Source organism: Ruegeria sp. CDSB013 (assembly GCF_059611165.1).
This window is the reverse complement of sequence record NZ_JBXWPA010000001.1, coordinates 299,749-324,483: the sequence shown is the minus strand read 5'-3', so window position 1 is coordinate 324,483 and position 24,735 is coordinate 299,749. Positions and strand designations below refer to the sequence as shown.

Here is a 24,735-nt window from a genome sequence, read left to right as displayed (position 1 = left end):
ATTTGACGCATTTGGTGCCGTGCCGTTAGGCTGAGGCATGCGCTTTGTCCTCTTGTGCCTGAGCCTGACGCTCTCTGCCACCCCCTCTTGGTCGCAAGAGGCGATTGGTCTTGCCGCGCCGGACGAGGTTGCTGACTCAGGTCTGCTGCAACATATCCTTCCTCGCTTTTCTCTCAAGACCGGGATCCGGGTTATTGCAGATGATGCCGGCGTTTTGGTGCTTGAAACCGCGCCTCCGGGTGATCCTGTGTTTGCGCGCGACGGCGTGATCTATCACCTTCGGATCGAAGAGGACGCCAAACATGAGCGGTTCCGCGACTGGCTGCTGTCCGATATCGGAAAACGGACGGTTGAAAGCTATGCGCCAGAGCAAGGCACGCCCTTCTCGGCCAGCTTCGACATCGCAGCCGTGGAAACCGAAACAGTGATCGACGGCGATACGCTGCGCGGCGAGGAACTGTCGATGACCCATTGCGGTCGGTGCCATGTGATCGGACCAAAAAACCGGATGAATGGTCTGGGATCGACGCCCTCTTTCGCGGTGCTGCGCGCCATGCCGGACTGGTCGGAACGGTTCGAGGCGTTCTTCGCCCTCAACCCGCACCCCTCGTTCACACAAATCGACGGGCTGACACCTCCGTTTGATCCACAGCGTCCATCGCCCATCTATCCCGTCGAGATGACGCTGGATGATCTGGAAGCCATCCTTGCCTTTGTCTCGGTCATAACTGCAGCGGACTTGGGTGCGCCCTTACAGCTTCAGTGATCCTTTCGTTTTGAGAAATAATCCTCGGTCGTAACGACACGAGGCTTCGGGTTAGACTGGAACGGGTTGTCCTCTTGCTGGAACTGTGCGTTCACGCGGCAATTGTCACACATCTGGATCATCCGCGCCTTGTCCGAGGAGGCAAACATCGGATGTGTACCCGCAAGCTTTTCCATGATCCGTTCCACGGTGGACTTAACTCCGAACAGTGCCCCACATTCTACACAAGCAAACGGCTCCTCTTCATTCAGCACCTGCTGAGACAGGGCTGCATCGCTCAGGTCAAGCTGCGGGACAAGAGCAATCGCGTCTTCCGGGCAGATGCCTTTGCACAACCCGCACTGCAGACAAGCATCCTGCTGGAAGTTCAATTGCGGCTTGTCCGGGTTATCGATCAAAGCACCCGACGGGCACAGCGACACACAGCTGAGGCACAGAGTACAGGCATCCGTGTTGACAGCGATCGCCCCATAGGGCGCGTTTTCCGGCAAGGCCAGCGGCTTTTCAGCTTTGGGGTTCAGCGCCTGCGCGGCCAAACGGGCGATCTGGCGGCGGTTGCCCAATGGCAGCACCGGGTCGGCCAAAGGCTGAGGGACATCTTGCGCATAAAGGACATCAGACAGCGCATCCGGGTCGGCCTCATCCACCAACCCCAAGGCATTCGGCCCCGCAATTGCCAGCGCCAAGGCCAGTTCACGGTCCAACGCATCGCGCTCGGTAGTTGGGGATAGCAAAACGTCCACTCGCGCGAAACCATGCACCAAAGCAGCCAGCATCTCGGCATGGCCAAAGCCTGAAATCACACTCAGCTCCAGCGGAATCACATCGGCAGGCAACCCACGTCCAAAACGGGCGGCCAGTCGGATCATCTCGGCCCCGTGGGCATTATGCACCAACAAGCGCGGCGCGGTTCCACCGGCCCGCCGATAGGTGCGCGCCAGGATGTGCATCCGCGACAGCAACGCCGAAACCGGCGGATCTTCGTAGGTGATCGCAGTTGACGGACAAACCGCCGCGCATTCACCGCATCCGGCGCAGATCATTGGATCGATTTCAACATGCTCGCCCGCAGGTGTGATCGCCCCTGTCGGACAGATATCCAGACAGTTCGTGCAAGCAACCTGTTCAGCCCGAGAATGTGCACAAAGCGTTTCTTCCATCCGCACATAAAGTGGCTTTTCGAAGGTGCCGACCAATTGGGCCGCCTCAAACGCCAGCCGTTCGACGGACAATGGATCTTTGGGATCAGCCCGCAGATAGCCTTCGCGCTTGCCCGGCGCCTGAACCAAGGGTGTGTCGCCGGTCAGGTCCAGAACGATGTCACAGCCCGATTGTGCCCTGTCACGTGCCTCTGTCCAGGCAAAGGCTCCGCGTCCGCCGGGTTCAAGCTGCTGAAATGCGTCGAGCCGCATAGTAAATCCGCCCAACGCCCCATCGAGCGATTTGATGCGCCCACGCACCACGTCGAACGCGCGCGAAAAGGGCGCGGCCTCATCTGTAACAAGCACCGTAACTGCAAGCGTAACGGCCAGTTTTTCAGCAAGTGCAAATGCAACGTCGCCGGGACCGATGATCAGGCATGTGCCTTCGCTATAGACGTCTACGCTGGGCGTCACCGGCTGCGGCAACAAGGCTTCGGCGGCCAGGGCAGCCATCTTGGGGGCCGCATCCGCGCCCTCATCAGACCACCCGGCCCTGTCACGAAGATCAACAAAGCCCGGGGCGTCCACATTCAGTTCTTCGGCCAGGGCCTGAAACACTTCCTGCTCTTGTCCGCAGGCAATGATGGTGTCCCCCTGTTGTATCTCCGCGGCCGCCGCTTCCAACTCTCGCGTGCAAAGCGCTGTGAAAACCTTGGAACATTCCATCTCGCAGGCCGAACCGATCTTGTCGGAATTCAGAGGTTGAGACCCGGCGCAATCGCATAACAGTAGTTTGGTGCCCATGATCCTCCCCCGGATACTTCTCCACCTCTTCGCATCTCAGGCTGTATCCCCGTTGCTGGAATGTAAACCCTTTGGGCCAGCGGGCCATTTGGCCACGGAAACCCCATTCTTTACAATAAACAAAGGTGTCCGCTTGCGAGGATCACTATTTTGCTACCAGCCATTACGACTAAGGTCGTACGAAGCGGGCTTGGCACCTGAGCGCTTTGTGTACCATAGTGGACCTCAGGGAAGGCATGGGAGAGCCTTCCGGGGAGGAGCCAGTGGCCAAGGCCGCAAGCCAGATTGAAATGCCAATCGGCGTCGTCGTGCGCAAAACACCCGGTGTAACCCGCTGGGCGAAATGGAATTGGCGCGCCATTGCCGTGTTGCCCGGTGCCGGACCTGCGGACTGGCACGAAATGCGACGTGAAGGCGAGGCCATTGAGTACCACGCAGCGACCCTGCCCCTGACGCTTTGGGCGGACGAAACCGAGGCCTATATGGTGAACCTGTCGGACGGCCAGCCGTCGATCTACCTTGTCCTTCGTGATGCGCTGGATGGCGAAAGGCCGATGGATGCAGTGCTGGTAACGGCGTCACCCTTCGAAGGTCAGGACTATGCCGATACCGGTGAAGAGATCGTTGAGAAAATTCCGATGACCGATGGGTTGATCGCCTGGGTGCGCGACTTCGCTCTGGAACGTCATAACGACGAAGTCTTTGTGAAACGCCGTCGGGACAAAAAACGGATCGATTTGGTCGAGGACGGCAAGGGCGACGCACGCATCCGGCAAGAGTCAGACGTGTACCGCGCCCCGCGGAGGATCGTGCAGTGACCCAAGCCCGCGATTTCTGGTCCCGCCGCAAAGCGGCAGTACAGGCGGAAGCCGAGGCCGAGGTCATCGCGATTGAAGAACAGGCCATTGCCGCCCAACACGCCGAACTGGAAGAAAAATCCGATGCGGAGATTCTAAATGAACTCAACTTGCCCGACCCTGACGAATTGCAGGCGGGCGATGACGTCTCGGGCTTTATGGCCAAGGCGGTGCCTGACCGTCTGCGCCGTCGTGCCTTGCGACGGCTGTGGCGACTAAACCCGGTTCTGGCCAATGTCGATGGCCTTGTGGACTACGGCGAGGATTATACCGACGCCGCCTGCGTGATCGAAAACATTCAGACCGCATATCAGGTTGGAAAAGGTATGCTTGCACATGTCGAGGCGCTGGCGGCTGAGGCCGAAGACAGCGAAGCGGACGAGGCATTTGAATTGGATGAACCGCAGGAAGAACCCGTGGCGCCCTCAGAACCCGCGCCAGAGCCCGTTGTGATAGTTAAGGCTGAAAATACACCGGACGCGTCGGAGGATGCAGAAATCACCCCTGCCCCACGCCGCATGAAATTTGAATTCGAAGGATAACCTGATGACCGCAAGTGAAGCGCAACAGATGAATGTCTCGACAGAGGATCGTATGCGCGCGGATTTCTACAACTTTCTGGGGCTGCTTCTGTCTGCGCCGCCTGATCAGATGCTGCTGGATCAAGTTTCCGGTCTGACTGGCGATGAAACCGATCTTGGACAGGCCATTCAGGCCATGGCCCGCGTCGCCAAAGTGACCAAGCCCGCCGCTGCGGAACGCGAATTCAACGCGCTGTTCATCGGGTTGGGACGCGGCGAGCTGCTACCTTACGCCAGTTTCTACCTCACTGGATTCCTGAATGAGAAACCTCTGGCGCAACTGCGCAACGACATGGCGATGCGCGGCATTACCCGAGCCCGGAATGTTTTTGAACCGGAAGACAACATCGCTTCATTGATGGAGATGATGGCGGGCATGATCGTTGGTCGCTTCGGCGCAGCTGCATCTTTGGAGGACCAGAGGGCATTCTGGAACAAACATATCGGCCCTTGGGCCATGCATTTTTATTCGGATTTGGAAGGCGCCGAAAACTCGGTTCTCTATGCCTCGATCGGCACAGCCGGTCGGGTCTTCATGGAGATCGAGCGCGAAGCCTTCCGAATGACGGCAGCGTGAACCGCTGTCACTCGCCGGCGCCCCAAGGGGTGCTAACTCGCAAATGGGAGAGGAGAAACCCATGAGCAAGACCAAGGAAGAAGGCGCAACGCGCCGCGACTTCCTCAAATTGGCTGGAACCGCAGCACCCGCTGCCGTTGCTGCCGCCAGCCTGAGCGGAAAAGCCGAGGCAGCCGAGCTGCCTACGGACGAGAACCACATTCAGGACACCGCGCACACGCGCGCATACTTGAAAAGCGCACGCTTCTAGCGCGACGACAGCGCCCGGTTCTAACCCGGACGAGGTCACACCCGACTGACGGTTGCGATTGGCCCTGACGTCGGCACCAGCAGTACCAAGCCAGCCGTGGCTCACACGGCGCGCAAGGGAGGAAAGAAATGCTTAGGAAAAAGACCAACGGGGTTGCGAGACGCCCCCAGCGGACAAGTATCCTGTCCCAGGTCGGCGAGAAAACCGTCGATCGCCGCGCATTCCTGCGTGGCTCGGGCCTGACGATCGGCGGCCTTGCCGCGATCAGCGCCACGGGTGGAACCGTGACGCCAGCCAGTGCCCAGACAGCGGCCAATCAGGCCGTGGAAAACATCAAGTCCATATGCACCCACTGCTCGGTCGGCTGTACCGTCGTTGCCGAAGTGCAGAATGGCGTCTGGATCGGGCAAGAGCCCGGTTGGGATAGCCCGTTCAATCTGGGTGGACATTGCGCCAAGGGGGCCGCAGTTCGCGAGCACGCCCATGGCGAACGTCGCCTCAAATATCCGATGAAAAAGGAAGGCGGCGAGTGGAAGCGCATCAGCTGGGAAGAGGCGATCAACGAGATCGGCGACGGCATGATGAGTATCCGCGAGGAATCTGGGCCGGACAGCGTCTATTGGCTGGGGTCTGCGAAACATAACAACGAACAGGCCTACCTGTTCCGCAAGTTCGCCGCCTATTGGGGCACGAACAACGTGGACCATCAGGCCCGTATCTGCCACTCAACCACGGTTGCGGGTGTTGCGAATACATGGGGCTACGGCGCCATGACCAATTCGTACAACGACATCCATAACTCTCGGGCCATCTTCATCATCGGCGGCAACCCGGCCGAGGCGCACCCTGTCTCGCTGTTGCATGTTCTGCGCGCGAAAGAGCAGAACAACGCGCCGCTGATCGTCTGCGACCCGCGCTTTACCCGCACCGCGGCGCATGCGGATGAATATGTCCGCTTCCGCCCCGGTACAGACGTTGCTTTGGTCTGGGGTATTCTGTGGCACATCTTCGACAACGGATGGGAGGACAAAGAGTTCATCCGCACCCGTGTCTGGGGCATGGACCAGATCCGTGAAGAGGTTGCCAAGTGGAACCCAGATGAGGTCGAACGCGTCACCGGCACCCCCGGTTCGCAGCTGAAACGCGTTGCACGCACCATGGCCAACAACCGCCCTGGTACGGTGATCTGGTGTATGGGTGGTACGCAGCACACCAACGGCAACAACAACACCCGCGCCTACTGCGTGCTGCAGCTTGCGCTTGGCAACATGGGCACCTCGGGTGGTGGCACCAACATCTTCCGCGGCCATGACAATGTTCAGGGCGCAACGGACCTTGGTGTTCTGTCCCACACCCTGCCCGGCTATTATGGCCTGTCAAAAGGTGCATGGGGTCACTGGGCACGTGTCTGGGGTGAAGAGCCCGAATGGCTGGCGGGCCAGTTCGCCACGATCAAGGACAAGGAAGGCAAGGACAAACCGCTTCAGAACGAACGCGGCATCCCTGTTTCCCGCTGGATCGACGGTGTTCTGGAAGACCCGGCAAACATGGATCAGGACAACAATGTCCGCGCCATGGTGCTGTGGGGCCACGCGCCCAACTCGCAGACCCGGATGACGGAAATGAAGACGGCGATGGAAAAGCTGGACATGCTGGTCGTGATCGACCCGTATCCCACCGTCTCGGCCGTTCTGCACGACCGCACCGATGGCGTCTACTTGTTGCCCGCCTGTACGCAGTTCGAAACCCGTGGATCGGTCACGGCATCGAACCGGTCGTTGCAGTGGCGTGACAAGGTGGTTGAACCGCTGTTCGAAAGCCTACCGGACGAGGTCATCATGGCCAAGTTCGCCAACAAGTTCGGATGGGCGGATCGATTCTTCCGCAATATCGAGATGGACGACCCGGAAACGCCGAATGTTGAAAGCATCACGCGTGAGTTCAACTCGGGTCTCTGGACCATCGGGTATACCGGTCAATCACCGGAACGTCTGAAAAGCCACATGGCCAACCAGCACACGTTCGACAGAACCACGCTGCAGGCAATCGGTGGCCCGAACGACGGCGAGTACTATGGTCTACCCTGGCCCTGCTGGGGAACGGCTGAGATGGGTCATACGGGGACACCAAACCTCTATGACATGTCCAAACCGGTGGCCGAAGGCGGCCTGACCTTCCGCGCCCGTTTCGGCGTGGAACGCGACGGTGACAACCTGCTGGCCGAAGGGGTCTATAGTGTCGGGTCGGAAATTCAGGATGGCTATCCTGAATTCACGATGCAGATGCTGATGGACCTTGGCTGGGATGGCGATCTGACGGCCGAGGAACGCGCGGCCATCGACGCCGTTGCAGGACCAGAGACCAACTGGAAGACCGACCTTTCCGGCGGCATCCAGCGGGTCGCGATCGAGCATGGCTGTGCGCCCTTCGGGAACGCCAAGGCCCGCGCGGTTGTCTGGACCTTCCCGGATCCGATCCCGATCCATCGCGAGCCGCTATATACGCCGCGTCGCGATCTGGTAGAGGACTATCCGACCTACGAGGACCGTCAGGCCTATCGCCTGCCGACGCTTTATGCTTCGATCCAAAAGAACGACTTTTCAAAGGATTATCCGATAATCCTGACGTCCGGTCGTCTGGTCGAGTATGAGGGCGGCGGTGATGAGTCACGGTCAAACCCGTGGCTGGCCGAGCTGCAACAGGACATGTTCGTCGAGATCAATCCGCGCGATGCCAACAATCTGGGCATTCGTGACGGGGCACAGGTCTGGGTCGAAGGTCCCGAGGGCGGCAAGGTCAAGGTGATGGCGATGCTGACCAACAGGGTCGGTGCCGGCGTGGCCTTCATGCCGTTCCACTTTGGCGGCCATTTTCAGGGCGAAGACCAGCGGAGTAAATACCCCGCCGGTGCAGACCCCTATGTCTTGGGTGAAAGTTCCAACACCGCCCAGACTTATGGCTATGATTCAGTGACCCAGATGCAAGAGACCAAGTGTACTCTCTGCAAGATCTCGGCAGCGTAAGGAGGACGAAAATGGCTAGAGCAAAGTTTCTCTGCGACGCTGAACGCTGCATCGAGTGCAACGCCTGCGTAACCGCGTGTAAGAACGAGCACGAAGTGCCGTGGGGCATCAACCGCCGCAGGGTGGTGACGATCAATGATGGCAACCCGGGCGAACGCTCGATCTCGGTGGCCTGTATGCATTGCTCGGATGCGCCTTGCATGGCGGTGTGCCCGGTCGACTGCTTCTATCAGAACGAAGAAGGCGTCGTCCTGCACTCCAAGGACCTGTGCATTGGCTGCGGTTATTGCTTCTATGCGTGCCCCTTCGGCGCGCCGCAATATCCGCAGGCGGGCAACTTCGGATCGCGCGGCAAGATGGACAAATGTACCTTCTGCGCCGGTGGTCCCGAAGAAAACAACTCGACCGCAGAGTTCGCAAAATATGGTCGCAACCGGATCGCTGAGGGCAAACTGCCCATCTGCGCCGAGATGTGTTCCACCAAGGCCCTGCTCGCCGGTGACGGCGATGTGGTCTCGGCCATCTACCGTGAGCGCGTCGTGGCGCGCGGGTTTGGCTCGGGCGCATGGGGTTGGGGCACAGCCTACGACCAGAAAGACGGCTAAATCCGTCTGACAAGAAAAGACGGTCCCGTGTTTATCCTCGGGACCGTCCCAGCGCGACCAAAAGGAGTTGGTCGAGCTTAGGTTGCATGTCCAATCTGCGCGGAGCATTTCATGACCGAAGATATTTACTGGCTGCTGAAACTTGAGCTGCAGGCCGATCAGGATGCTGCATTTGATGCGCTGATGGCGGAAATGGTGGATGCGACACTGACAGAAAGTGGTGCGAAGTCTTATGAGTGGCATCGTACAGGGTCCACCGTTCACATCTATGAACGCTACGCCAGTTCAGATGACGCAATGATCCATATGCAGAACTTCGGAGCGAATTTCGCCGACCGTTTTCTGGCAATTCTCACCCCCACCACGTTAGAGGTTTACGGACCAGCAAAAGATGACCTGCGCGATACCCTGACACCCGTAGGAGCAGTCTTTCACGAACAAGTCGGCGGCTTTGACCGATAACCCCGTACGACACAGGAGATTCGATAGATGCGCCTGATCCAAATGCTGCTGATACCACTTTTCCTTGCCAGTTTTGCCTGGGCACAGGAAAACACGGAAGTTCCTGCAGAATCTGACCGCAGCGCCACAGGCGGTGCAACCACTCTGCAAGATATCATGGCCCGTCAGCGTGGTGAAAAGGTCGACAACAGCTATCGGTCCGAAAACACCGGCCAAGGCAATGCCGAAGGCTTGCTTGGTCAGCTTGGGACGCGCGGTGTGACCTCGGACAGCGATGTCTATCGCGCACTTCGCTACGGTTCGGCGGATGTGACCGTGTCATCTCATGGACCGGCCGCAACGGTACTGATCCAGGACGGCGGCATGTGGTGGCTAAATTTTCGCACCGGTCCTTTGCGTGAATACGGATCTTACATCATCGGCGGTATGCTTGTTCTGTTGCTGCTGTTTTTCCTGGTCCGCGGAAAGATCAGGATCGACGGTGAAAAGACCGGATGGAAGATTTTGCGCTTCAACGGGATCGAGCGGTTTGGGCACTGGTTGTTTGCCGGATCCTTCCTGATACTAGGCGTCACCGGCCTGTTGACCTTGTATGGCCGTGATTTCCTGATCCCCGTTTTTGGCAAAGAGGGGTTTGCGACGATCGCTCAGGGCTGCAAATGGCTGCACAACAACCTGGCTTGGGCCTTTATGCTTGGGCTGATCATCGTGACCGTGAATTGGATTTCTCACAACATCCCGAACCGCACCGACCTGAAATGGCTGGCTGCTGGGGGCGGATTGTTCACCAAAGGCAGCCACCCACCCGCCAAGAAATTCAACGCCGGGCAAAAGATCATATTCTGGCTTTGCATTCTGCTGGGTGTCTCGATCAGCCTGTCCGGTCTGTCGTTGCTGTTCCCATTCGAAATGCCACTGTTTGCCAAGACCTTTTCGATCGCGAATTCGACCGGTATTCCACAGATGCTTGGGCTGAACCTGCCCGTGCAGATGTCCCCGCAGGAAGAGATGCAATACGCCCAGATCTGGCACGTCATGGTCGCCTATGCATTCATCGCGATCATTCTGGCCCACATCTATCTGGGCTCGGTCGGCATGGAAGGTGCCTTTGACGCCATGGGAACCGGAGAGGTTGAAGAGCAATGGGCGCGCGAGCATCACTCGCTGTGGCTGGAAGAGGTGCAGGCAAAAGAGGCCAGCGAAGGGGCGGTCTCGCCCGCCGAATAAATGCGCAAGCTGGTTCTGGCTCTGGCACTGATGCCCCTGCCCGCAATGGCCGAGTTCTTTACGCTCAAGGGCCATGGCGGACCCATCATGGGGATCGCCACAGCGCCAGACGGTCGGATCGCAACAGCAAGTTTTGACAACTCGGTCGGTGTTTGGACGGATCAATCCCCAAAATGGTTGGATGGCCACGAAGCGGCTGTCAATTCAGTTGTTTTCAACGGCACCGCGATCTATTCGGCAGGAGATGACTTTACATTGCGCCGGTGGCCCGAAGGTCAGGTTGTGGGTCAGCACAAAGGCAAGATCGTGGGCGTGGCCGCATCCAAAACCCATGTGGCAACGGCCAGTTGGGACGGCACAATCGGCCTATGGCCAGTTGACGGTTCGGCGCCGTCGATCCTCGGCCCTACTGGCAGTGGTATAAACGCTGTCGAATTCTCGAACGATGGTTCACAGCTCTATTCCGCGGGCATCGACGGGTCATTGCGTATATGGGACGTCGCCACCGGGCAGGAAACCAACCGGTTTGTTGAACACGGCTTTGGTATCAACGAGCTGGTGCTGAACGAGCGGGATAACTGGATTGCCTACGGTGCGGTTGATGGCGTCACTCGCGTCCTCGACCTGACAACCGGTGACGAGCGTGATTTCACGCTGGAACGCCGCCCGATTCTGGCGCTGGCCCTCAGCCCTGATCGTAGCATGCTGGCTGTAGGAGACGGCGAGGGATACATCATGGTGATCGACACAGCCGAATGGCGTATTGCGCAGGACTTCAGGGCCACCCTACGCGGCCCGGTCTGGGCGTTGGCCTTCTCGCCCGATGGTCAAAACCTGCACGCGGGCGGCATTGACGAGGCCATGTATAGCTGGCCAGTCGCTGCGCTGGGAGATCAGGAACAGATGGCTGCGGCTGAGCCCAGCTTTCTGAAAGATCCCGAGGAAATGGAAAACGGTGAACGTCAGTTCGCCCGCAAATGTTCGATCTGCCATAGCCTGACCCCGGATGGCCAACGCCGCGCAGGTCCGACGCTCCACGGTGTGTTCGGGCGCAAAGCGGGTACCCTACGGGGATATTTTTACTCGGACACGCTGCAAGACTCTGATATCATTTGGAATGAAGAAACGATAAACGCTCTGTTTGACGAAGGGCCGGACCATTACATTCCGGGGTCGAAGATGCCGATGCAACGGATCACCGAACCCAGGGACAGGGACGACCTTATCGCCTTTCTACGCCGCGCCACGGCAACAGAAAACTGAACCGGAGGAGAACTATGAAAGCCTTTCTAGCTGCTGTCGCCGTAATGGCGGTGATTACTGTCGCCGCGCCTTATACGCTGCAACAGATCGGTTTCAGTGCTGCGGATGCCGGCACCAGCTCGGCTGTGCGTCTCGACTGAATGTCCGAATATCTGACCACCAAGGAACTGGCCGATCTGCTGCGCATTGGCGAGCGGAAGGCCTATGACCTGGCCTCATCGGGTGAGGTGCCTTGCGTGCGTGCCATGGGCAAACTGCTGTTCCCGCGGGCCGAGGTGATTGCATGGCTGAACGCCTCGCGATCCGGCCCGGAAGTGGCCGAACCGCCCCTGCCCCCGATTGTCGCTGGCAGTCACGATCCGCTGCTGGACTGGGCGCTGCGCGAAAGTGGTTCGGGGCTGGCGACCTATTATGATGGCTCGTTCGACGGGCTGACCCGTCTAAAAGACCGCAACGCGCAGGCGGCAGCGCTGCACATTCATGAGGATGGCGGGTTCAACACCCAAACCCTGAAAGACGCTTTGGGTGAGGCCCCGGTCGTTCTGTTCGAAATCGCGCAGCGGCAGCGTGGGTTGCTGCTGGCACCGGGCACGTCGGATATTCAGGGTTTTGCGCAGCTAAAAGGCCGACGTGTCATCCTGCGTCAGGACAGCGCGGCCAGCCAACGGTTGTTCGACGCACAGCTTGAGGCCCACGAAATAACCCGCAACGATCTGGAAACCCTGCCCACTTGCGCCCGCACAGAAGAAGAGTTGGCCATTGCCCTGCATGACAACAAGGCCGAGGTCGGGTTCGGACTAGGCGCATTGGCTGGGCTGTACGATCTGGGATTTGTTCCCACGCATACCGAACGGCTGGACCTGGCGATTTGGCGTCGGGCCTATTTCGATGACCCGATGCTGAAATTGCTCTGCTTTGTGCAGTCCGACCGGTTCCTGACCCGCGCCGATGAGTTTGGTGGGTATGACCTGTCCGGTCTGGGAACGATCCACCACAATGGCGCCAGCGGGTGATCCCCTATTTCGCGTTCGGAAAGAACAGCTGCTGACCATTCAACTCAAAGGCCTCGATGGCTGCCTGCCCGTCCGGGCCGATTAGCCAATCAACAAACCGCTGCCCTGCCGCCGCCCTTACACCCGCGTGTTTTTCGGGGTTCACCAGAATAACGCCGTACTGGTTGAACAAGCGCGGGTCACCTTCGACCAACACTTCAAGGTTTCCACGGTTGCCGAAGGACTCCCACGTCGCACGATCCGTCAGGGTATAAGCATCCATGCCACTGGCCACGTTCAACGTCGCGCCCATGCCTGAACCGGTTTCCCTGTACCACGTACCCGATTCCGCAGCCGGATCTACTCCGGCGTCGTTCCAGTGGCGCATTTCGGCCTTATGCGTTCCGCTGTCGTCCCCGCGTGATGCAAAGGGAACTTCGGCCTCAGATACCGCGGTCAAAGCGGCCACGATATCCGATCCGCTCTTCACCTTGGCCGGGTCTGATTTCGGACCGACAAGAACGAAGTCATTATACATCACGTCAAATCGTTCAACGCCCCAGCCGTCTTCGACAAACTGCTCTTCGTCCGCCTTTGCATGGACCAACAGAACGTCACCATCCCCATTGATTGCGTTACGGATCGCCTGCCCGGTGCCCACAGCAACAACGCGCACGTCGATCCCGGTTTCCGCCTCGAACCAAGGAAGGATGTAATCCAACAGTCCCGAATTTTGGGTCGAGGTCGTTGATTGCACCACGATAAATGGTTCTTCGGCTAAGGCCGGACCTGTAAACAAGCCAAGTGAAACCAATGCTGCCCGAATGAAATTCCGGATCATTCTAAACTCCAGATTTTTTGTTATGTCACCAATCCGCCGGCAAGATACCTGCGCGAGGCATCACTTTTGGGATCGTCCAATACCTGACGCGCATCGCCATGTTCAACCACATGACCGCCCTGCATCATGACGACATCCGATGCCAGCCGGCGCGCCTGACCGATGTCATGGGTCACCATGACAATGCGCACCCCCCCTTCTGATGCGCGCAGGATCATCCGCTCAATCACCTGAGTGGCGCCGGGGTCCAGCGCGCTGGTCGGTTCGTCCAGAAACAAGGTATCCGGGTCCAACGCCAGCGCGCGCAGGATAGCAAGCCGCTGCGCCTCACCACCCGACAGCGATCTGGCCGATTGCCGGGCTTTGCCTTCCAGCCCGCCTTGGGCCAGCAATTCAGCAATACGCGTCTTGCGAGCAACGCGCTGCAGGCCCTGCCGTTTCAGGACAAAATCCAGATTGGCTGCAACGGACCGGCGCAGCAGGACGGGCTGCTGAAATACCATCGCCTGACGGGCCTTGTGATCAGCATTCAAAGGAACTCCGTCTTGTTCCACGTGCCCCCTGTCCGGGGCAATCAGCCCGTGCAGACACCGCAGCAACAGGCTTTTGCCCGCGCCGTTCGGTCCAAGGATCAAGGTCGGCCCCGGCCCGCTCAATGTCAGGTGCGGAACGTCCAGCAATGCGGTGCCATTACGCGCAATCTTCAATCCTTTCACAGTGATGCGCCGCGCCATTTCCGAGACCAGATCACGCATGACGCAACCCCTCTCTCTCAGCCCGCAGGCTGAGCGTGCTGACCATGGCGTTCACCGCTATGGCAATACCGATCAGGATCGCGCCGAGCGCCAGGGCCAGCGCAAGATTTCCCTTGGACGTTTCCAACGCGATGGTCGTCGTCATCACCCGTGTCACGTGGTTGATGTTGCCGCCAACGATTATGACCGCCCCAACTTCGGCAATAGCGCGACCAAATCCGGCCAGCAACGCCGTGACCAGCGCCAACCGCGCATCCCACAGAAGTACTGGCACAGACGCCAGCCGCGACACGCCCAAGGATCGGAGCTGTTCCGAATATTCTTCAGCCAGCATCTCGACCACCTGCCGGGTCAATGCAGCGATGATGGGTGTCACCAATACCACTTGCGCGATGATCATCGCGGTTGGTGTGTAGAGCAGTTCAAGCACGCCTAAAGGCCCGGATCGCGACAACATCAGATAGACCAGCAGGCCTACGACCACCGGCGGAAACCCCATCAGCGCGTTCATAAGAATGATCAAAACCCGCCGCCCCGGAAAGCGTGCAACAGCCAGCGCAGCGCCAACAGGCATGCCAATCAGTGCAGAAATCAGTACGGCAAAAACGGAAACTTTCAGGGAAAGCAGCACAATCGCCCAAAGCTCTGAATCCCCATTCAGGATCAGAGTGAACGCCGTATTGAATTCTGCTGCAAATCCCTGCATTTTATTCGGAATATCGCCAGTTTCGTACGAAATGCGTTGATATTCATAGAATTCTACGCCATTTCGATCTCAAGTACAGACACATTTCCGACATAAGAAACAGGAAACGCGGCCCCGATTGGGACCGCGCCTTTTCAGTCAGTGCGAAGCGGATCAGTTCAGAGCCGCATCCGTGATCTGGTGCGTCCAAGCGCCGTCTGGCTGCTTGGTGATCACAGGATCGGAACCACCCGCCAGCAGGGTGGCAACGGTGCGCTCAAAATCGGCAGGGTCCAGCGAACCGTTCGAACCTGAGGTCAGCTTCGCGATCTCGCCCATCATGCGTTTCTGGTGCTCTTCGGTCTGGGCGCCGGTCTCATCGTTTTCCAGCACGATATCGGCCGCCTCATCCGGATTTTCTTCGGCGTATTTCCAACCCTTCATTGAGGCGCGAACGAAGCGCTCCATCTTGTCGACAAACGCAGCATCCCCAAGGTTCTCTTCCAGAACATACAGGCCGTCCTCCAACGTCGCGACGCCCTGATCTTCGTATTTGAAGGTCACCAGTTCATCCGGGTTGACGCCGGAATCGATGACTTGCCAGTATTCGTTATAGGTCATGGTGCTGATGCAATCGGCCTGACGCTGCAGCAGCGGGTCCACGTTGAAGCCTTGCTTCAGAACCTCCACACCGCTTTCGCTTTTGCCACCCGTGTCGATGCCCAGTTGGCTCATCCAGCTCATGAACGGGAATTCGTTGCCAAAGAACCAGACGCCCAGCGTGCGATTCTTAAGGTCTTCTGGCGCGGCAATCCCGGCATCCTTCCAACAGGTCAGCATCATACCCGAGCTTTTGAACGGCTGCGCGATATTAACCAGAGGCAGACCCTTTTCGCGTGCAGCCAGCGCGGCGGGCATCCATTCGACGGTCACGTCAGCGCCGCCACCTGCGATCACCTGCGTCGGTGCAATGTCTGGTCCGCCGGGCAGAATAGTGACGTCCAGCCCCTCTTCCTCGTAGAACCCCTTGTCCTTGGCAACATAGTAGCCCGCGAACTGAGCCTGCGTGACCCACTTCAGTTGCAATGTCACCTCATCCGCAGCGAAAGCCGAACTGGCGGCCAGACTAAAGGCGGCTATCGCCCCGCTGAGTAGCTTATTCATCTTCATATCTCCTAGTTGCTGTTGGTGCCCCTTTTGGGGTCTGTTGAATTATTGTTTTATCCACGTTGCGACGGGTGCCAGAAGGTCACCGCCTTTTCGATCATTGCGACAAGACCATAAAATGCGGTTCCGGCCAAAGCGGCCACCACAATCTCGGCCCAGACCATGTCCAGCGACAATTGCCCCACGCTGGTGGATATCCGAAAGCCCATGCCTAGCGTGGGCGAGCCAAAGAACTCTGCCACGATAGCGCCGATCAACGCTAGGGTGGTAGAAATCTTTAAGCCGTTGAAGATAAAGGGCATCGCAGCGGGCAATCGCAGCTTCAGGAAGCTCTGCCAATAGGTGGCCGCATAGGTCTCCATCAGGTCGCGCTGCATGGCCGTGGCCTCACGCAGACCAGCCACGGTGTTGACCAGCATTGGGAAGAACACCATCACCACGACAACGGCAGCTTTGGAGTGCCAGTCGAACCCAAACCACATCACCAGGATGGGTGCGGTCCCGACGATTGGCAGCGCTGCGACAAAGTTCCCAACGGGCAGCAACCCAAGTCGGAGGAAATCCCAGCGATCCACCGCAATTGCCATCAGGAATGCGGCGAAGCACCCAATTATGTACCCGCTGAACGCGCCTTTGATGATGGTCTGAACGAAGTCCTCCCACAGGATCGGCAGGCTATTGGCAAAGCGCACCGCAATTACAGATGGCGCCGGCAGTATGACCAAAGACACGTCTAGGCCTCTGACCAGCAGCTCCCATATGACAATGATCGTTATGCCAAAAATGAACGGAGCCAGAAATCGCACCATGCGCGTGTCCGCATAAGGCCCGCTGGCCAGACGGCTATTCAGCCACCAACCCAGGACCCAAACGACGATTGCAAACAGCACTAGTATCATTGCGCCATCCCCATTCTTTTCAGGACCTTCCGTTCTACAAGCCCCAGCAACCCGACCAGGCAGGCCGCCAGAATGGCCGCTGCAAACAAGGCCGACCAGATTTGCACGGTTTGCCCATAGTAGCTGCCTGCCAGCAGACGCGCACCCAAACCGGCCACCGCCCCTGTTGGCAATTCACCAACGATGGCGCCGACCAGCGAAGCCGCAATGCCGATCTTCAGGGACGTAAACAGATATGGCATCGATGCAGGCAAGCGCAGCTTCCAGAACCCCTGCGACCGGCTGGCGCTGTAAGTGCGCAGCAGGTCCAGTTGCATTGCATCCGGGCTGCGAAGCCCTTTGACCATACCGACAACCACAGGGAAGAAACTCAAATAGGCCGAGATTACCGCCTTGGGGATGATCCCCTGAATGCCCACCGAGTACAGCACCACGATAATCATTGGCGCCAAAGCGATGATGGGAATCGTCTGGCTGACGATGGCCCATGGCATCACCGACAGGTCCATGACGCGGCTGTGCACGATCCCGACAGCCAGCAGAATGCCCAATCCAGTACCGATCACAAAGCCCAGCATCGTTGCGCTCAGCGTGACCCAGCCATGATAGATAAGTGACCGCTTCGAGGTGATTTTTTTCTGTACAGTGGTCTCCCACATCTCGACGGCGACCTGATGCGGCGCCGGCAGGCGAGGCCGGTCCTGCTCCCACGTGGCGGGAATGGCAAAGCTGTTATTCAACACCAGTCCGAATTCGGACATATCCCGACGATCTTTAGCCGAAGGTGGCTGAACTTCGGCCCCTGCACGCTCCTGTTCCGTCAAAACACCTTTGATGTTCATTGGAATGCAGGCCGCATACCAAAAGACGACGATCACCGCGAGAACGGTCAGAACTGCCCAGAAAGCTTTGAACCCATCATTCATCGTCCGCATGCCCCGCCCGTAGACCCTCGCGCACACGATGAGCCACTTCGATGAACTCAGGCGTGTCGCGGATATCCAATGGACGTTCCTTCGGCAGCGGGCTGTCGATCACATCCGTTATCCGCCCCGGTCGCGGGCTCATCACCACGATTTTGGTGCTCAGATACACTGCCTCGGGGATCGAGTGCGTGACGAATCCGATGGTTTTTTCTGTGCGCGCCCATAGCGCCAAAAGCTGTTCGTTCAGGTGATCGCGCACGATCTCGTCCAGCGCCCCAAAAGGTTCGTCCATTAGCAGGATATCAGCGTCAAATGCCAGCGCACGCGCAATGCTGGCGCGTTGCTGCATACCGCCGGACAGTTGCCACGGAAATTTGCCGCCAAACCCTTCAAGATCAACAAGTTCCAGAACGTCACTCACCCGCTCGTCCTGTTCTGCAGACGAATATCCCATGATCTCAAGCGGCAGCTTGATGTTCTTGGCGATGGTGCGCCAAGGATACAGCCCCGCCGCCTGAAACACATAGCCATAGGCCCGGTTCCGCCGCGCCTCATCCGGGGTCATGCCATTGACCGTCAGGGTTCCTCCGGTCGGTGTTTCGAGCGCAGCGATACAGCGCAAAAAGGTGGTTTTCCCGCAGCCTGAGGGACCAATGAAACTGACAAATTCACCCTTGTCGACCGTCAGGTTCACGTCTTTCAACGCGTGGATTGGTCCGTCATTGGTTTGGAAGGTCAGATCCAGCTGCCTTGCCTCGATAACGGGCTGGGTAGTGCTTTCAGTATTCATTCCATAGCCTTGAAAAGATTTGATTTTGGGCCGCATGAATTACGGCCCGCACGCATCATACGCCCGTCGCCGGGATGCCCGTCCGTTCAACCGGCCGAGGCGCGGTCAGCTCTTTCCAGGTGCTTAGCGCTTTGTTCACAGTGGTATTGGCCTCACGTGCAACGAAATCGCCGTGGCCTTCCTGCGTGCGGATTTCCCCATCATGCACAGCCACGTGCCCGCGAGTAAGGGTAAAGCGCGGAAGGCCTTTGACCTCTTTGCCCTCGAACACGTTGTAGTCGATCGAAGATTGCTGCGAGTCCGCACTGATCGTCTTGGACTTTTCAGGATCCCAAACCACCAGATCCGCATCAGCGCCAACCAAAACAGCGCCTTTTTTCGGATAACAATTCAATATCTTGGCGATATTCGTTGAAGTCACCGCGACGAACTCGTTCGGCGTCAAACGCCCGGTGTTTACCCCATGAGTCCACAGCATCGGCATCCGATCTTCAAGCCCGCCGGTGCCATTGGGGATCTTGGTAAAGTCGCCCACACCATAGCGCTTTTGTTCGGTGGTAAAGGCACAATGGTCCGTGGCCACAACGCTCAACGATCCCGATTGCAGGCCATTCCACAAACTGTCCTGATGCTGCTTGTTCCGGAACGGAGGGCTCATGACCCGACGTGCCGCATGATCCCAATCTTGGTTGAAATACTCGCTCTCATCCAACGTCAGGTGTTGGATAAGGGGTTCGCCCCAGACCCGCTTGCCCTGCAATTTGGCCCGCCGGATCGCCTCATGCGCATCCTCGCAGGACGTATGCACCACATAAAGCGGCACGCCCGCCATATCAGCAATCATAATGGCGCGGTTGGTCGCCTCGCCTTCAACCTGCGGCGGGCGGGAATAGGCGTGCGCCTCGGGGCCGTTGTTCCCCTCGGCCAGCAGTTTGGCACTAAGTTCCGCCACCACATCGCCGTTCTCGGCGTGAACCATCGCGATGCCGCCCAGTTCGGACAGACGCTTGAACGAGGCGAACAGTTCGTCATCATTCACCATCAACGCGCCCTTGTAGGCCATGAAGTGTTTAAACGTGTTGATCCCCCTCGTCTCGATCACCGTCTTGATGTCATCGAACACCTGTTCCCCCCACCATGTCACGGCCATGTGGAAGGAATAGTCACAGTTTGCACGGGTGGATTTGTTGTCCCATCGCTTCAGCGCGTCCAACAGGCTTTCGCCCGGGTTGGGCAGCGCGAAATCGACGACCATCGTGGTGCCGCCCGCCAAAGCGGCCCGCGTTCCACTTTCGAAATCGTCACTGGAATAAGTGCCCATGAAGGGCATCTCAAGATGTGTATGCGGGTCGATCCCGCCGGGCATGACGTAGCAGCCGGTGGCGTCCAGTTCCTTGTCGCCCTTCAAACCCAGACCGATTTCAGTGATAACACCGTCCTCGACTTTGACATCTGCTTTGTAGGACAGATCGGCGGTAACGACGGTTCCGTTCTTGATCACAGTAGACATGTTTTTCTCCCTGCGGGCGCTTTGCGCCTCATGTTGTTTGACGTGAGAACCCGGCGGTCAGGCCTATTCCCTTTTATTCAACGATTTCTGCGGTTTCGACGACGGCGTGAAGCAGGACATCCGCACCTGCCGCGGCCCATTCCTTGCTGATCTCTTCGGCTTCGTTGTGGCTCAATCCGTCAACGCACGGGCACATGACCATCGCAGTCGGTGCCACGCGGTTGATCCAGCAGGCATCATGCCCTGCGCCCGAGATGATATCGGTGTGCGAGTATCCCAGCCGATCTGCCGCGTCCCGTACAGCCGCGACACAGCTGTCGTCGAACTTCACCGGATCAAACCCACCAACTTTCTCGAACTCAATCTGCAGGCCCATCTCTTCCACGATATCTTCGGCCGCAACGCGCAAACGGTTTTCCATATCTGTGATGACCGCCAAATCCGGCGAGCGGAAATCGACCGTGAACACCGCCTTGCCAGGAATCACGTTCCGAGAATTCGGGAACACGTCAATATGCCCTACAGCACCAACGGCATGGGGCGCATGAGACCACGCGATCTCATCCACTTTCTCAAGGATACGCCCCATCGCCAGACCCGCGTTTTTGCGCATCGGCATCGGAGTAGATCCAGTATGTGCGTCTTTGCCTGTCACGGTGATCTGCGTCCAGCTCAGCCCCTGCCCGTGCGTCACAACGCCGATATCCTTGCCCTCGGCCTCAAGGATCGGCCCCTGTTCGATGTGCAGTTCAAAGAAGGCATGCATTTTGCGGGCACCGACCTCTTCGTCTCCCCGCCAGCCAATGCGCTTTAGCTCATCGCCGAACGTCTTGCCCTCGGCATCCTCGCGGTCATAGGCCCAGTCTTGCGTGTGCATCCCGGCGAACACCCCTGAGGAAAGCATCGCTGGTGCATAACGTGTGCCCTCTTCGTTGGTCCAGTTGGTCGCAACGATCGGGTGTTTGGTCTTGATGCCCAAATCGTTGAGCGTGCGGATAATCTCCAGCCCACCCAATACGCCCAACACGCCGTCATACTTGCCGCCGGTTGGTTGGGTGTCCAGATGCGAGCCGACATAGACCGGCAACGCTTCCGGATCAGTCCCTTCGCGACGGGCAAACATATTGCCCATCTGATCCAAACCCATGGTGCAACCGGCGTCTTCGCACCACTTTTGAAACAAAGCACGCCCTTCTGCGTCTTCATCCGTCAGGGTTTGGCGGTTGTTGCCGCCCGCAACACCGGGGCCGATCTTGGCCATCTCCATCAGGCTGTCCCAAAGTCTGTCGGCATTGATCCTGAGGTTTTGCGCCGGAGCTGCCATCTTGTTCTTCCCTGTTGCTTGCGATTTGGCTCGCTTTTGGTGTCTTGATTTGACCATCTGGTCAAACTCACGCTATCACGGGTTCGACATCAGTCAAGAAATTGCATGGTGCCGCCGGAAAATTCGGCATATTTGGTGCCCGCTTGGCGGAAAAAGAGACAGTCAGGAAACATGCCCAAAGACCGCGCCCCGACCCGAATTCAGAAAAAGAACCGCGCCGCGATTCTCGAAGCCGCACTGAACGTGTTCTCGGCGCATGGTTTTCGTGGGGCGACCGTCGATCAAATCGCCACCGAGGCCGGGCTGAGCAAGCCGAACCTGTTGTATTATTTCCCGTCGAAAGAGGCGATCCACACAGCCCTGCTGTCAGGCCTGCTGGAGGTCTGGCTTGCCCCACTGCATGATCTGGACGCGGATGGCGATCCGATGGAAGAAATCCTCGCCTATATCCGCCGCAAGCTGGAAATGAGCCGAGATCTGCCGCGCGAAAGCCGCTTATTTGCAAACGAGCTGGTTCAAGGCGCTCCGCGCATCCACGAATCTCTGTCGCACGACCTAAAATCTCTGGTGGATGAGAAAACGGCAATACTGACGCAGTGGATGGATCAGGGCAAAATCGCGCGCCTGCACCCCTATCACCTGATATTTTCAATCTGGGCGCTGACACAGCACTACGCCGACTTCGACGTTCAGGTCCGCGCAATTCTGGGCGACGAAGACCCATTTGAAGGGGCCGAGCCGTTTATCGACACGCTCTACCGGAAACTTCTAACGCCATAGAAGAACCGCTTTTTTCGGCGGTCCCTATTCTCAGGTAATATTGGCGGAATGCCACACATTCTTGACAACCATGTAGTTGTCCAGCCCCTCGGTGCCGCCTTCGCGACCATAACCGCTGGATTTCACCCCACCAAAGGGGGTTTCGGGCATGGAAGCCTCCAGCGTGTTGATCGACAGGTTACCAACCTCAACCTCATCAATCAGCCGGTCGATATAGTCCGCACGATTTGTAAATGCATAACCGGCCAGCCCATAGGGCACCGAGTTTGCTTTGCCGATTGCGTCATCCAGTGAGGATACCGGATTGATCACAGCCACCGGACCAAAAGGTTCCTCCTGCATGATCCGGGCGTTGTCGGGCACGTTCAGCAGGACGGTGGGCTGAAAGAAGTACCCTTTGTCGCCATGTTTGGCGCCACCCGTGGCAACCGTCGCGCCCTTTTCACGGGCGTCTTCCACCAATTCGGTCAGTGCAGGCACCCGCCGGTCATTTGCCAAAGGCCCCATTTCCACATTTTGGTCCATGCCGTTTCCGACAACAATTGCTGCAGCGCGTTCAACGAAAGTTGTGGCATAATCTTCAAAGATGCTCTCATGCGCAAAGAACCTTGTGGGCGATGTGCACACCTGCCCGGCATTGCGCATTTTTCGAACGGCGCTGAAAATCCCAGCGGTTTGAACGTCAGTATCTTCGCATACAATAACGGGCGCGTGGCCGCCCAGTTCCATGAGAACCGATGTCATATGTTGCGATGCCAAAGTGGTCAAATGCCGCCCCACAGCCGTTGAGCCGGTGAAAGCCACGAGCCTGACTGGATCCTGCGGAATGAGATGGCCGGAAATTTCCGCCGGTTCTCCGAACACCAGATTCAGCACACCCGGAGGCAGACCCGCATCTTCGAAGGCCTTTGCGATGTGTATGGCCCCCGCAGGCGTTTCCTCGGCCGCCTTCAGGATGATTGAGCAGCCCGAAGCCAGCGCGCCAGCGATTTTGCGTGCTGGTTGGCTCATCGGGAAATTCCAGGGTGAAAAGGCTGCGACGACACCGATAGGCTGGTGATGAACGGAAAACTTGTGACCCGGAGCCGCAGGGATGACCCGCCCATAGGTCCGCATCGCCTCGCCCGCGTCCCATTCAAAGAACTCTGCCCCTCGGATAACCTCAAGCCTGGCCTGCTTCAGCGGCTTGCCGTGTTCCATGGTGATGGCATGGGCAATCTCTTCCTGACGTTCCCGCATCAGCGCAGCAGCGCGCAAAATTGTGTCGGAACGTTCGCGCGGTGAGGTGCGACTCCATACGCGAAAGCCACGGGCTGCGGCCTCCAGAGCGTCATCCAGATCCTGCTTCGACGCGCAGGGAAGACGCCCGATTTCGCCCTCGGTCGCTGGATTTACGACCGGTATGTCCCGGTTGGCTGTGCGCCACTTGCCCGCGATGAACAGCTTAAGCTCAGGATACATGAAACCGGTGCCTCCGACTTTGACTATTTCAGATCACGCAATGGCTGGCATTACTTCAAGTGAATTGGGTGAATACTGATATCAATTTGACGAATACCTGACCTCATTTCTGTTTCACCGCCTGATGCAGCGCCGATTTAAAGGCACGACCAGCGGGGGAAAGATCATCATCCGCCCGGAATGAGACACCAATCGGCCCCTGCCCAAATGGGACATCCCAATCCAATGGCGACAGGTAGCCGTGGGCGATGTCCTGCGAAACGACCTCGGCCGGCATTAGCCCGATCAGATCCCGCGACTGTAACAGGGCCCGGTTGGTCAGGTAGGACACGGATTCGATCATCACAGGCGGGACGTACTGCTGCTGACCAACGAAGAAATGATCAAGCTGACGCCGCAGCGTGGTTTCAAGTGGTGGCACAATCCAGCCAAAAGGTTTGGTCTGCGCGAACGAGATGTTTTGACGTTCGGACAAGGGATGCTGATTGCCGACAATCGCCAGAATACGGTCTTCAAACAGCTTTTCCTGCCTGATCTTGTCGCGATGTCGATGGGATGGAAGGCGCCCGACCACCATATCGATCTCGCCCGAAAGCAACCGTGGCATCAAGACTTCGTTCGTGCCTTCGTTAATCTTGATGGCCACGTTCGGACGGTCAGCAAGCAGGATTTCAATAGCCGTTGGCAGAAGGCTGGTCGACGCTGCCAGCAAAGTGCCTACCACAACGCGGCCCGCATTTCCTTCGTTCAAGTCATCCAGTTCCTGCGCGGCGTTCGAGACCTGTGCAAAGATCAGTTTGCCATGACGGATCAGGGTTTCTCCAAACACAGTCGGGATCACGCCCCGATTTGTTCGGCTGAACAGCTTGACCTCAAAATCCAGTTCAAGATCCTGAATCATCTTGGTTGCTGCGGGTTGAGAAATACCCAGCTCGCGTGCTGCGTTCTGGATGTTGCCATGCGCACCCACAGCAACCAGCAGGCGCAGTTGGCGCAGTTTCAGCCGGGTCAGGGCGCGATCGACGATGCGTGAGTGACGTCCCACCAT

25 protein-coding genes are annotated in these 24,735 nt (G+C 58.0%); 13 read left to right on the top strand and 12 right to left on the bottom strand.

Features of this window, described 5'->3' with window-relative positions:
* The first annotated feature begins 37 nt into the window (after positions 1 to 37).
* On the top strand, positions 38 to 766 hold the full coding sequence (locus AC2FJF_RS01660; protein WP_058273830.1) for a c-type cytochrome: 729 nt from the start codon (positions 38 to 40) through the stop codon (positions 764 to 766).
* Here AC2FJF_RS01660 and AC2FJF_RS01655 read toward each other — a convergent pair.
* A complete protein-coding gene (locus tag AC2FJF_RS01655) occupies positions 760 to 2,712 on the bottom strand; it encodes a 4Fe-4S binding protein (RefSeq protein ID WP_496722356.1) in 1,953 nt (650 codons plus the stop codon). The two genes, AC2FJF_RS01660 and AC2FJF_RS01655, sit on opposite strands and share 7 nt — an antisense overlap.
* A gap of 263 nt (positions 2,713 to 2,975) precedes the next feature.
* On the opposite strand from AC2FJF_RS01655, the gene AC2FJF_RS01650 reads away from it, so the two are divergent.
* The 11 genes from AC2FJF_RS01650 to AC2FJF_RS01600 all read left to right on the top strand — a co-directional run bounded on the left by AC2FJF_RS01650 (position 2,976) and on the right by AC2FJF_RS01600 (position 12,570).
* Positions 2,976 to 3,530 carry a DUF3305 domain-containing protein gene (locus tag AC2FJF_RS01650; protein ID WP_496722354.1) on the top strand — a complete coding sequence of 185 codons (555 nt, stop codon included), beginning with the start codon at positions 2,976 to 2,978 and terminating at the stop codon, positions 3,528 to 3,530.
* The gene (locus tag AC2FJF_RS01645) at positions 3,527 to 4,111 is read left to right on the top strand and encodes a DUF3306 domain-containing protein (RefSeq protein ID WP_496722352.1); all 585 of its coding nucleotides are present in this window, start codon (positions 3,527 to 3,529) and stop codon (positions 4,109 to 4,111) included. Before AC2FJF_RS01650 ends, AC2FJF_RS01645 begins: the two co-directional genes overlap by 4 nt.
* Before the next feature lie 4 nt (positions 4,112 to 4,115).
* The gene (locus AC2FJF_RS01640) at positions 4,116 to 4,727 is read left to right on the top strand and encodes a TorD/DmsD family molecular chaperone (protein WP_496722350.1); all 612 of its coding nucleotides are present in this window, start codon (positions 4,116 to 4,118) and stop codon (positions 4,725 to 4,727) included.
* 61 nt (positions 4,728 to 4,788) lie between these two features.
* The gene (locus AC2FJF_RS01635; RefSeq protein ID WP_496722348.1) at positions 4,789 to 4,977 is read left to right on the top strand and encodes a ubiquinol-cytochrome c reductase iron-sulfur subunit N-terminal domain-containing protein; all 189 of its coding nucleotides are present in this window, start codon (positions 4,789 to 4,791) and stop codon (positions 4,975 to 4,977) included.
* 128 nt (positions 4,978 to 5,105) lie between these two features.
* Complete coding sequence (locus AC2FJF_RS01630) at positions 5,106 to 8,000, top strand: formate dehydrogenase subunit alpha (RefSeq protein ID WP_496722346.1); 2,895 nt, start codon at positions 5,106 to 5,108, stop codon at positions 7,998 to 8,000.
* 11 nt (positions 8,001 to 8,011) lie between these two features.
* Positions 8,012 to 8,605, top strand: coding sequence for a formate dehydrogenase FDH3 subunit beta (gene fdh3B / locus AC2FJF_RS01625; protein ID WP_058273836.1), 594 nt, complete (start codon positions 8,012 to 8,014; stop codon positions 8,603 to 8,605).
* 111 nt (positions 8,606 to 8,716) lie between these two features.
* On the top strand, positions 8,717 to 9,067 hold the full coding sequence (locus AC2FJF_RS01620) for a putative quinol monooxygenase (protein ID WP_496720032.1): 351 nt from the start codon (positions 8,717 to 8,719) through the stop codon (positions 9,065 to 9,067).
* Positions 9,068 to 9,094: 27 nt separating this feature from the next.
* Positions 9,095 to 10,294: a formate dehydrogenase subunit gamma gene (locus tag AC2FJF_RS01615; protein ID WP_496722344.1), complete on the top strand. Its 1,200-nt coding sequence runs from the start codon at positions 9,095 to 9,097 to the stop codon at positions 10,292 to 10,294.
* A complete protein-coding gene (locus tag AC2FJF_RS01610; protein WP_496722342.1) occupies positions 10,295 to 11,557 on the top strand; it encodes a c-type cytochrome in 1,263 nt (420 codons plus the stop codon).
* A 14-nt stretch (positions 11,558 to 11,571) separates the two neighbouring features.
* On the top strand, positions 11,572 to 11,697 hold the full coding sequence (locus AC2FJF_RS01605) for a hypothetical protein (protein WP_496722340.1): 126 nt from the start codon (positions 11,572 to 11,574) through the stop codon (positions 11,695 to 11,697).
* Entirely contained in the window at positions 11,698 to 12,570 is an 873-nt protein-coding gene (locus AC2FJF_RS01600) for a substrate-binding domain-containing protein (RefSeq protein ID WP_496722338.1), read from the top strand.
* Positions 12,571 to 12,574: 4 nt separating this feature from the next.
* Here the strand turns inward: AC2FJF_RS01600 and AC2FJF_RS01595 are convergent, their stop codons facing one another.
* The 9 genes from AC2FJF_RS01595 to AC2FJF_RS01555 form a co-directional block, all read right to left on the bottom strand.
* Positions 12,575 to 13,390: an ABC transporter substrate-binding protein gene (locus AC2FJF_RS01595; RefSeq protein WP_496722336.1), complete on the bottom strand. Its 816-nt coding sequence runs from the start codon at positions 13,388 to 13,390 to the stop codon at positions 12,575 to 12,577.
* A gap of 20 nt (positions 13,391 to 13,410) precedes the next feature.
* On the bottom strand, positions 13,411 to 14,145 hold the full coding sequence (locus AC2FJF_RS01590) for an ATP-binding cassette domain-containing protein (protein ID WP_496722334.1): 735 nt from the start codon (positions 14,143 to 14,145) through the stop codon (positions 13,411 to 13,413).
* A complete protein-coding gene (locus AC2FJF_RS01585) occupies positions 14,138 to 14,851 on the bottom strand; it encodes an ABC transporter permease (RefSeq protein WP_496722332.1) in 714 nt (237 codons plus the stop codon). The genes AC2FJF_RS01590 and AC2FJF_RS01585 overlap by 8 nt, the downstream gene beginning before the upstream one ends.
* A gap of 153 nt (positions 14,852 to 15,004) precedes the next feature.
* On the bottom strand, positions 15,005 to 15,994 hold the full coding sequence (locus tag AC2FJF_RS01580) for an ABC transporter substrate-binding protein (RefSeq protein ID WP_496722330.1): 990 nt from the start codon (positions 15,992 to 15,994) through the stop codon (positions 15,005 to 15,007).
* 56 nt (positions 15,995 to 16,050) lie between these two features.
* Positions 16,051 to 16,896, bottom strand: coding sequence for an ABC transporter permease (locus tag AC2FJF_RS01575; protein WP_109312097.1), 846 nt, complete (start codon positions 16,894 to 16,896; stop codon positions 16,051 to 16,053).
* Positions 16,893 to 17,822 (bottom strand): ABC transporter permease, encoded by a 930-nt coding sequence (locus AC2FJF_RS01570; protein WP_058277687.1) that lies wholly within the window; start codon positions 17,820 to 17,822, stop codon positions 16,893 to 16,895. The genes AC2FJF_RS01575 and AC2FJF_RS01570 overlap by 4 nt, the downstream gene beginning before the upstream one ends.
* On the bottom strand, positions 17,815 to 18,612 hold the full coding sequence (locus tag AC2FJF_RS01565) for an ABC transporter ATP-binding protein (RefSeq protein ID WP_496722327.1): 798 nt from the start codon (positions 18,610 to 18,612) through the stop codon (positions 17,815 to 17,817). The genes AC2FJF_RS01570 and AC2FJF_RS01565 overlap by 8 nt, the downstream gene beginning before the upstream one ends.
* Positions 18,613 to 18,667: 55 nt before the next feature.
* Positions 18,668 to 20,122: a dihydropyrimidinase gene (gene hydA / locus AC2FJF_RS01560; RefSeq protein ID WP_496722325.1), complete on the bottom strand. Its 1,455-nt coding sequence runs from the start codon at positions 20,120 to 20,122 to the stop codon at positions 18,668 to 18,670.
* A gap of 73 nt (positions 20,123 to 20,195) precedes the next feature.
* Positions 20,196 to 21,446 (bottom strand): Zn-dependent hydrolase, encoded by a 1,251-nt coding sequence (locus AC2FJF_RS01555; protein WP_496722323.1) that lies wholly within the window; start codon positions 21,444 to 21,446, stop codon positions 20,196 to 20,198.
* A 171-nt stretch (positions 21,447 to 21,617) separates the two neighbouring features.
* On the opposite strand from AC2FJF_RS01555, the gene AC2FJF_RS01550 reads away from it, so the two are divergent.
* Positions 21,618 to 22,226, top strand: coding sequence for a TetR family transcriptional regulator C-terminal domain-containing protein (locus AC2FJF_RS01550; protein ID WP_496722321.1), 609 nt, complete (start codon positions 21,618 to 21,620; stop codon positions 22,224 to 22,226).
* A 30-nt stretch (positions 22,227 to 22,256) separates the two neighbouring features.
* On the opposite strand, the gene AC2FJF_RS01545 is transcribed toward AC2FJF_RS01550, so the two are convergent.
* Complete coding sequence (locus AC2FJF_RS01545) at positions 22,257 to 23,687, bottom strand: NAD-dependent succinate-semialdehyde dehydrogenase (protein WP_496722319.1); 1,431 nt, start codon at positions 23,685 to 23,687, stop codon at positions 22,257 to 22,259.
* Between the two features lie 103 nt (positions 23,688 to 23,790).
* Positions 23,791 to 24,735 (bottom strand): LysR substrate-binding domain-containing protein, encoded by a 945-nt coding sequence (locus AC2FJF_RS01540; protein ID WP_496722317.1) that lies wholly within the window; start codon positions 24,733 to 24,735, stop codon positions 23,791 to 23,793.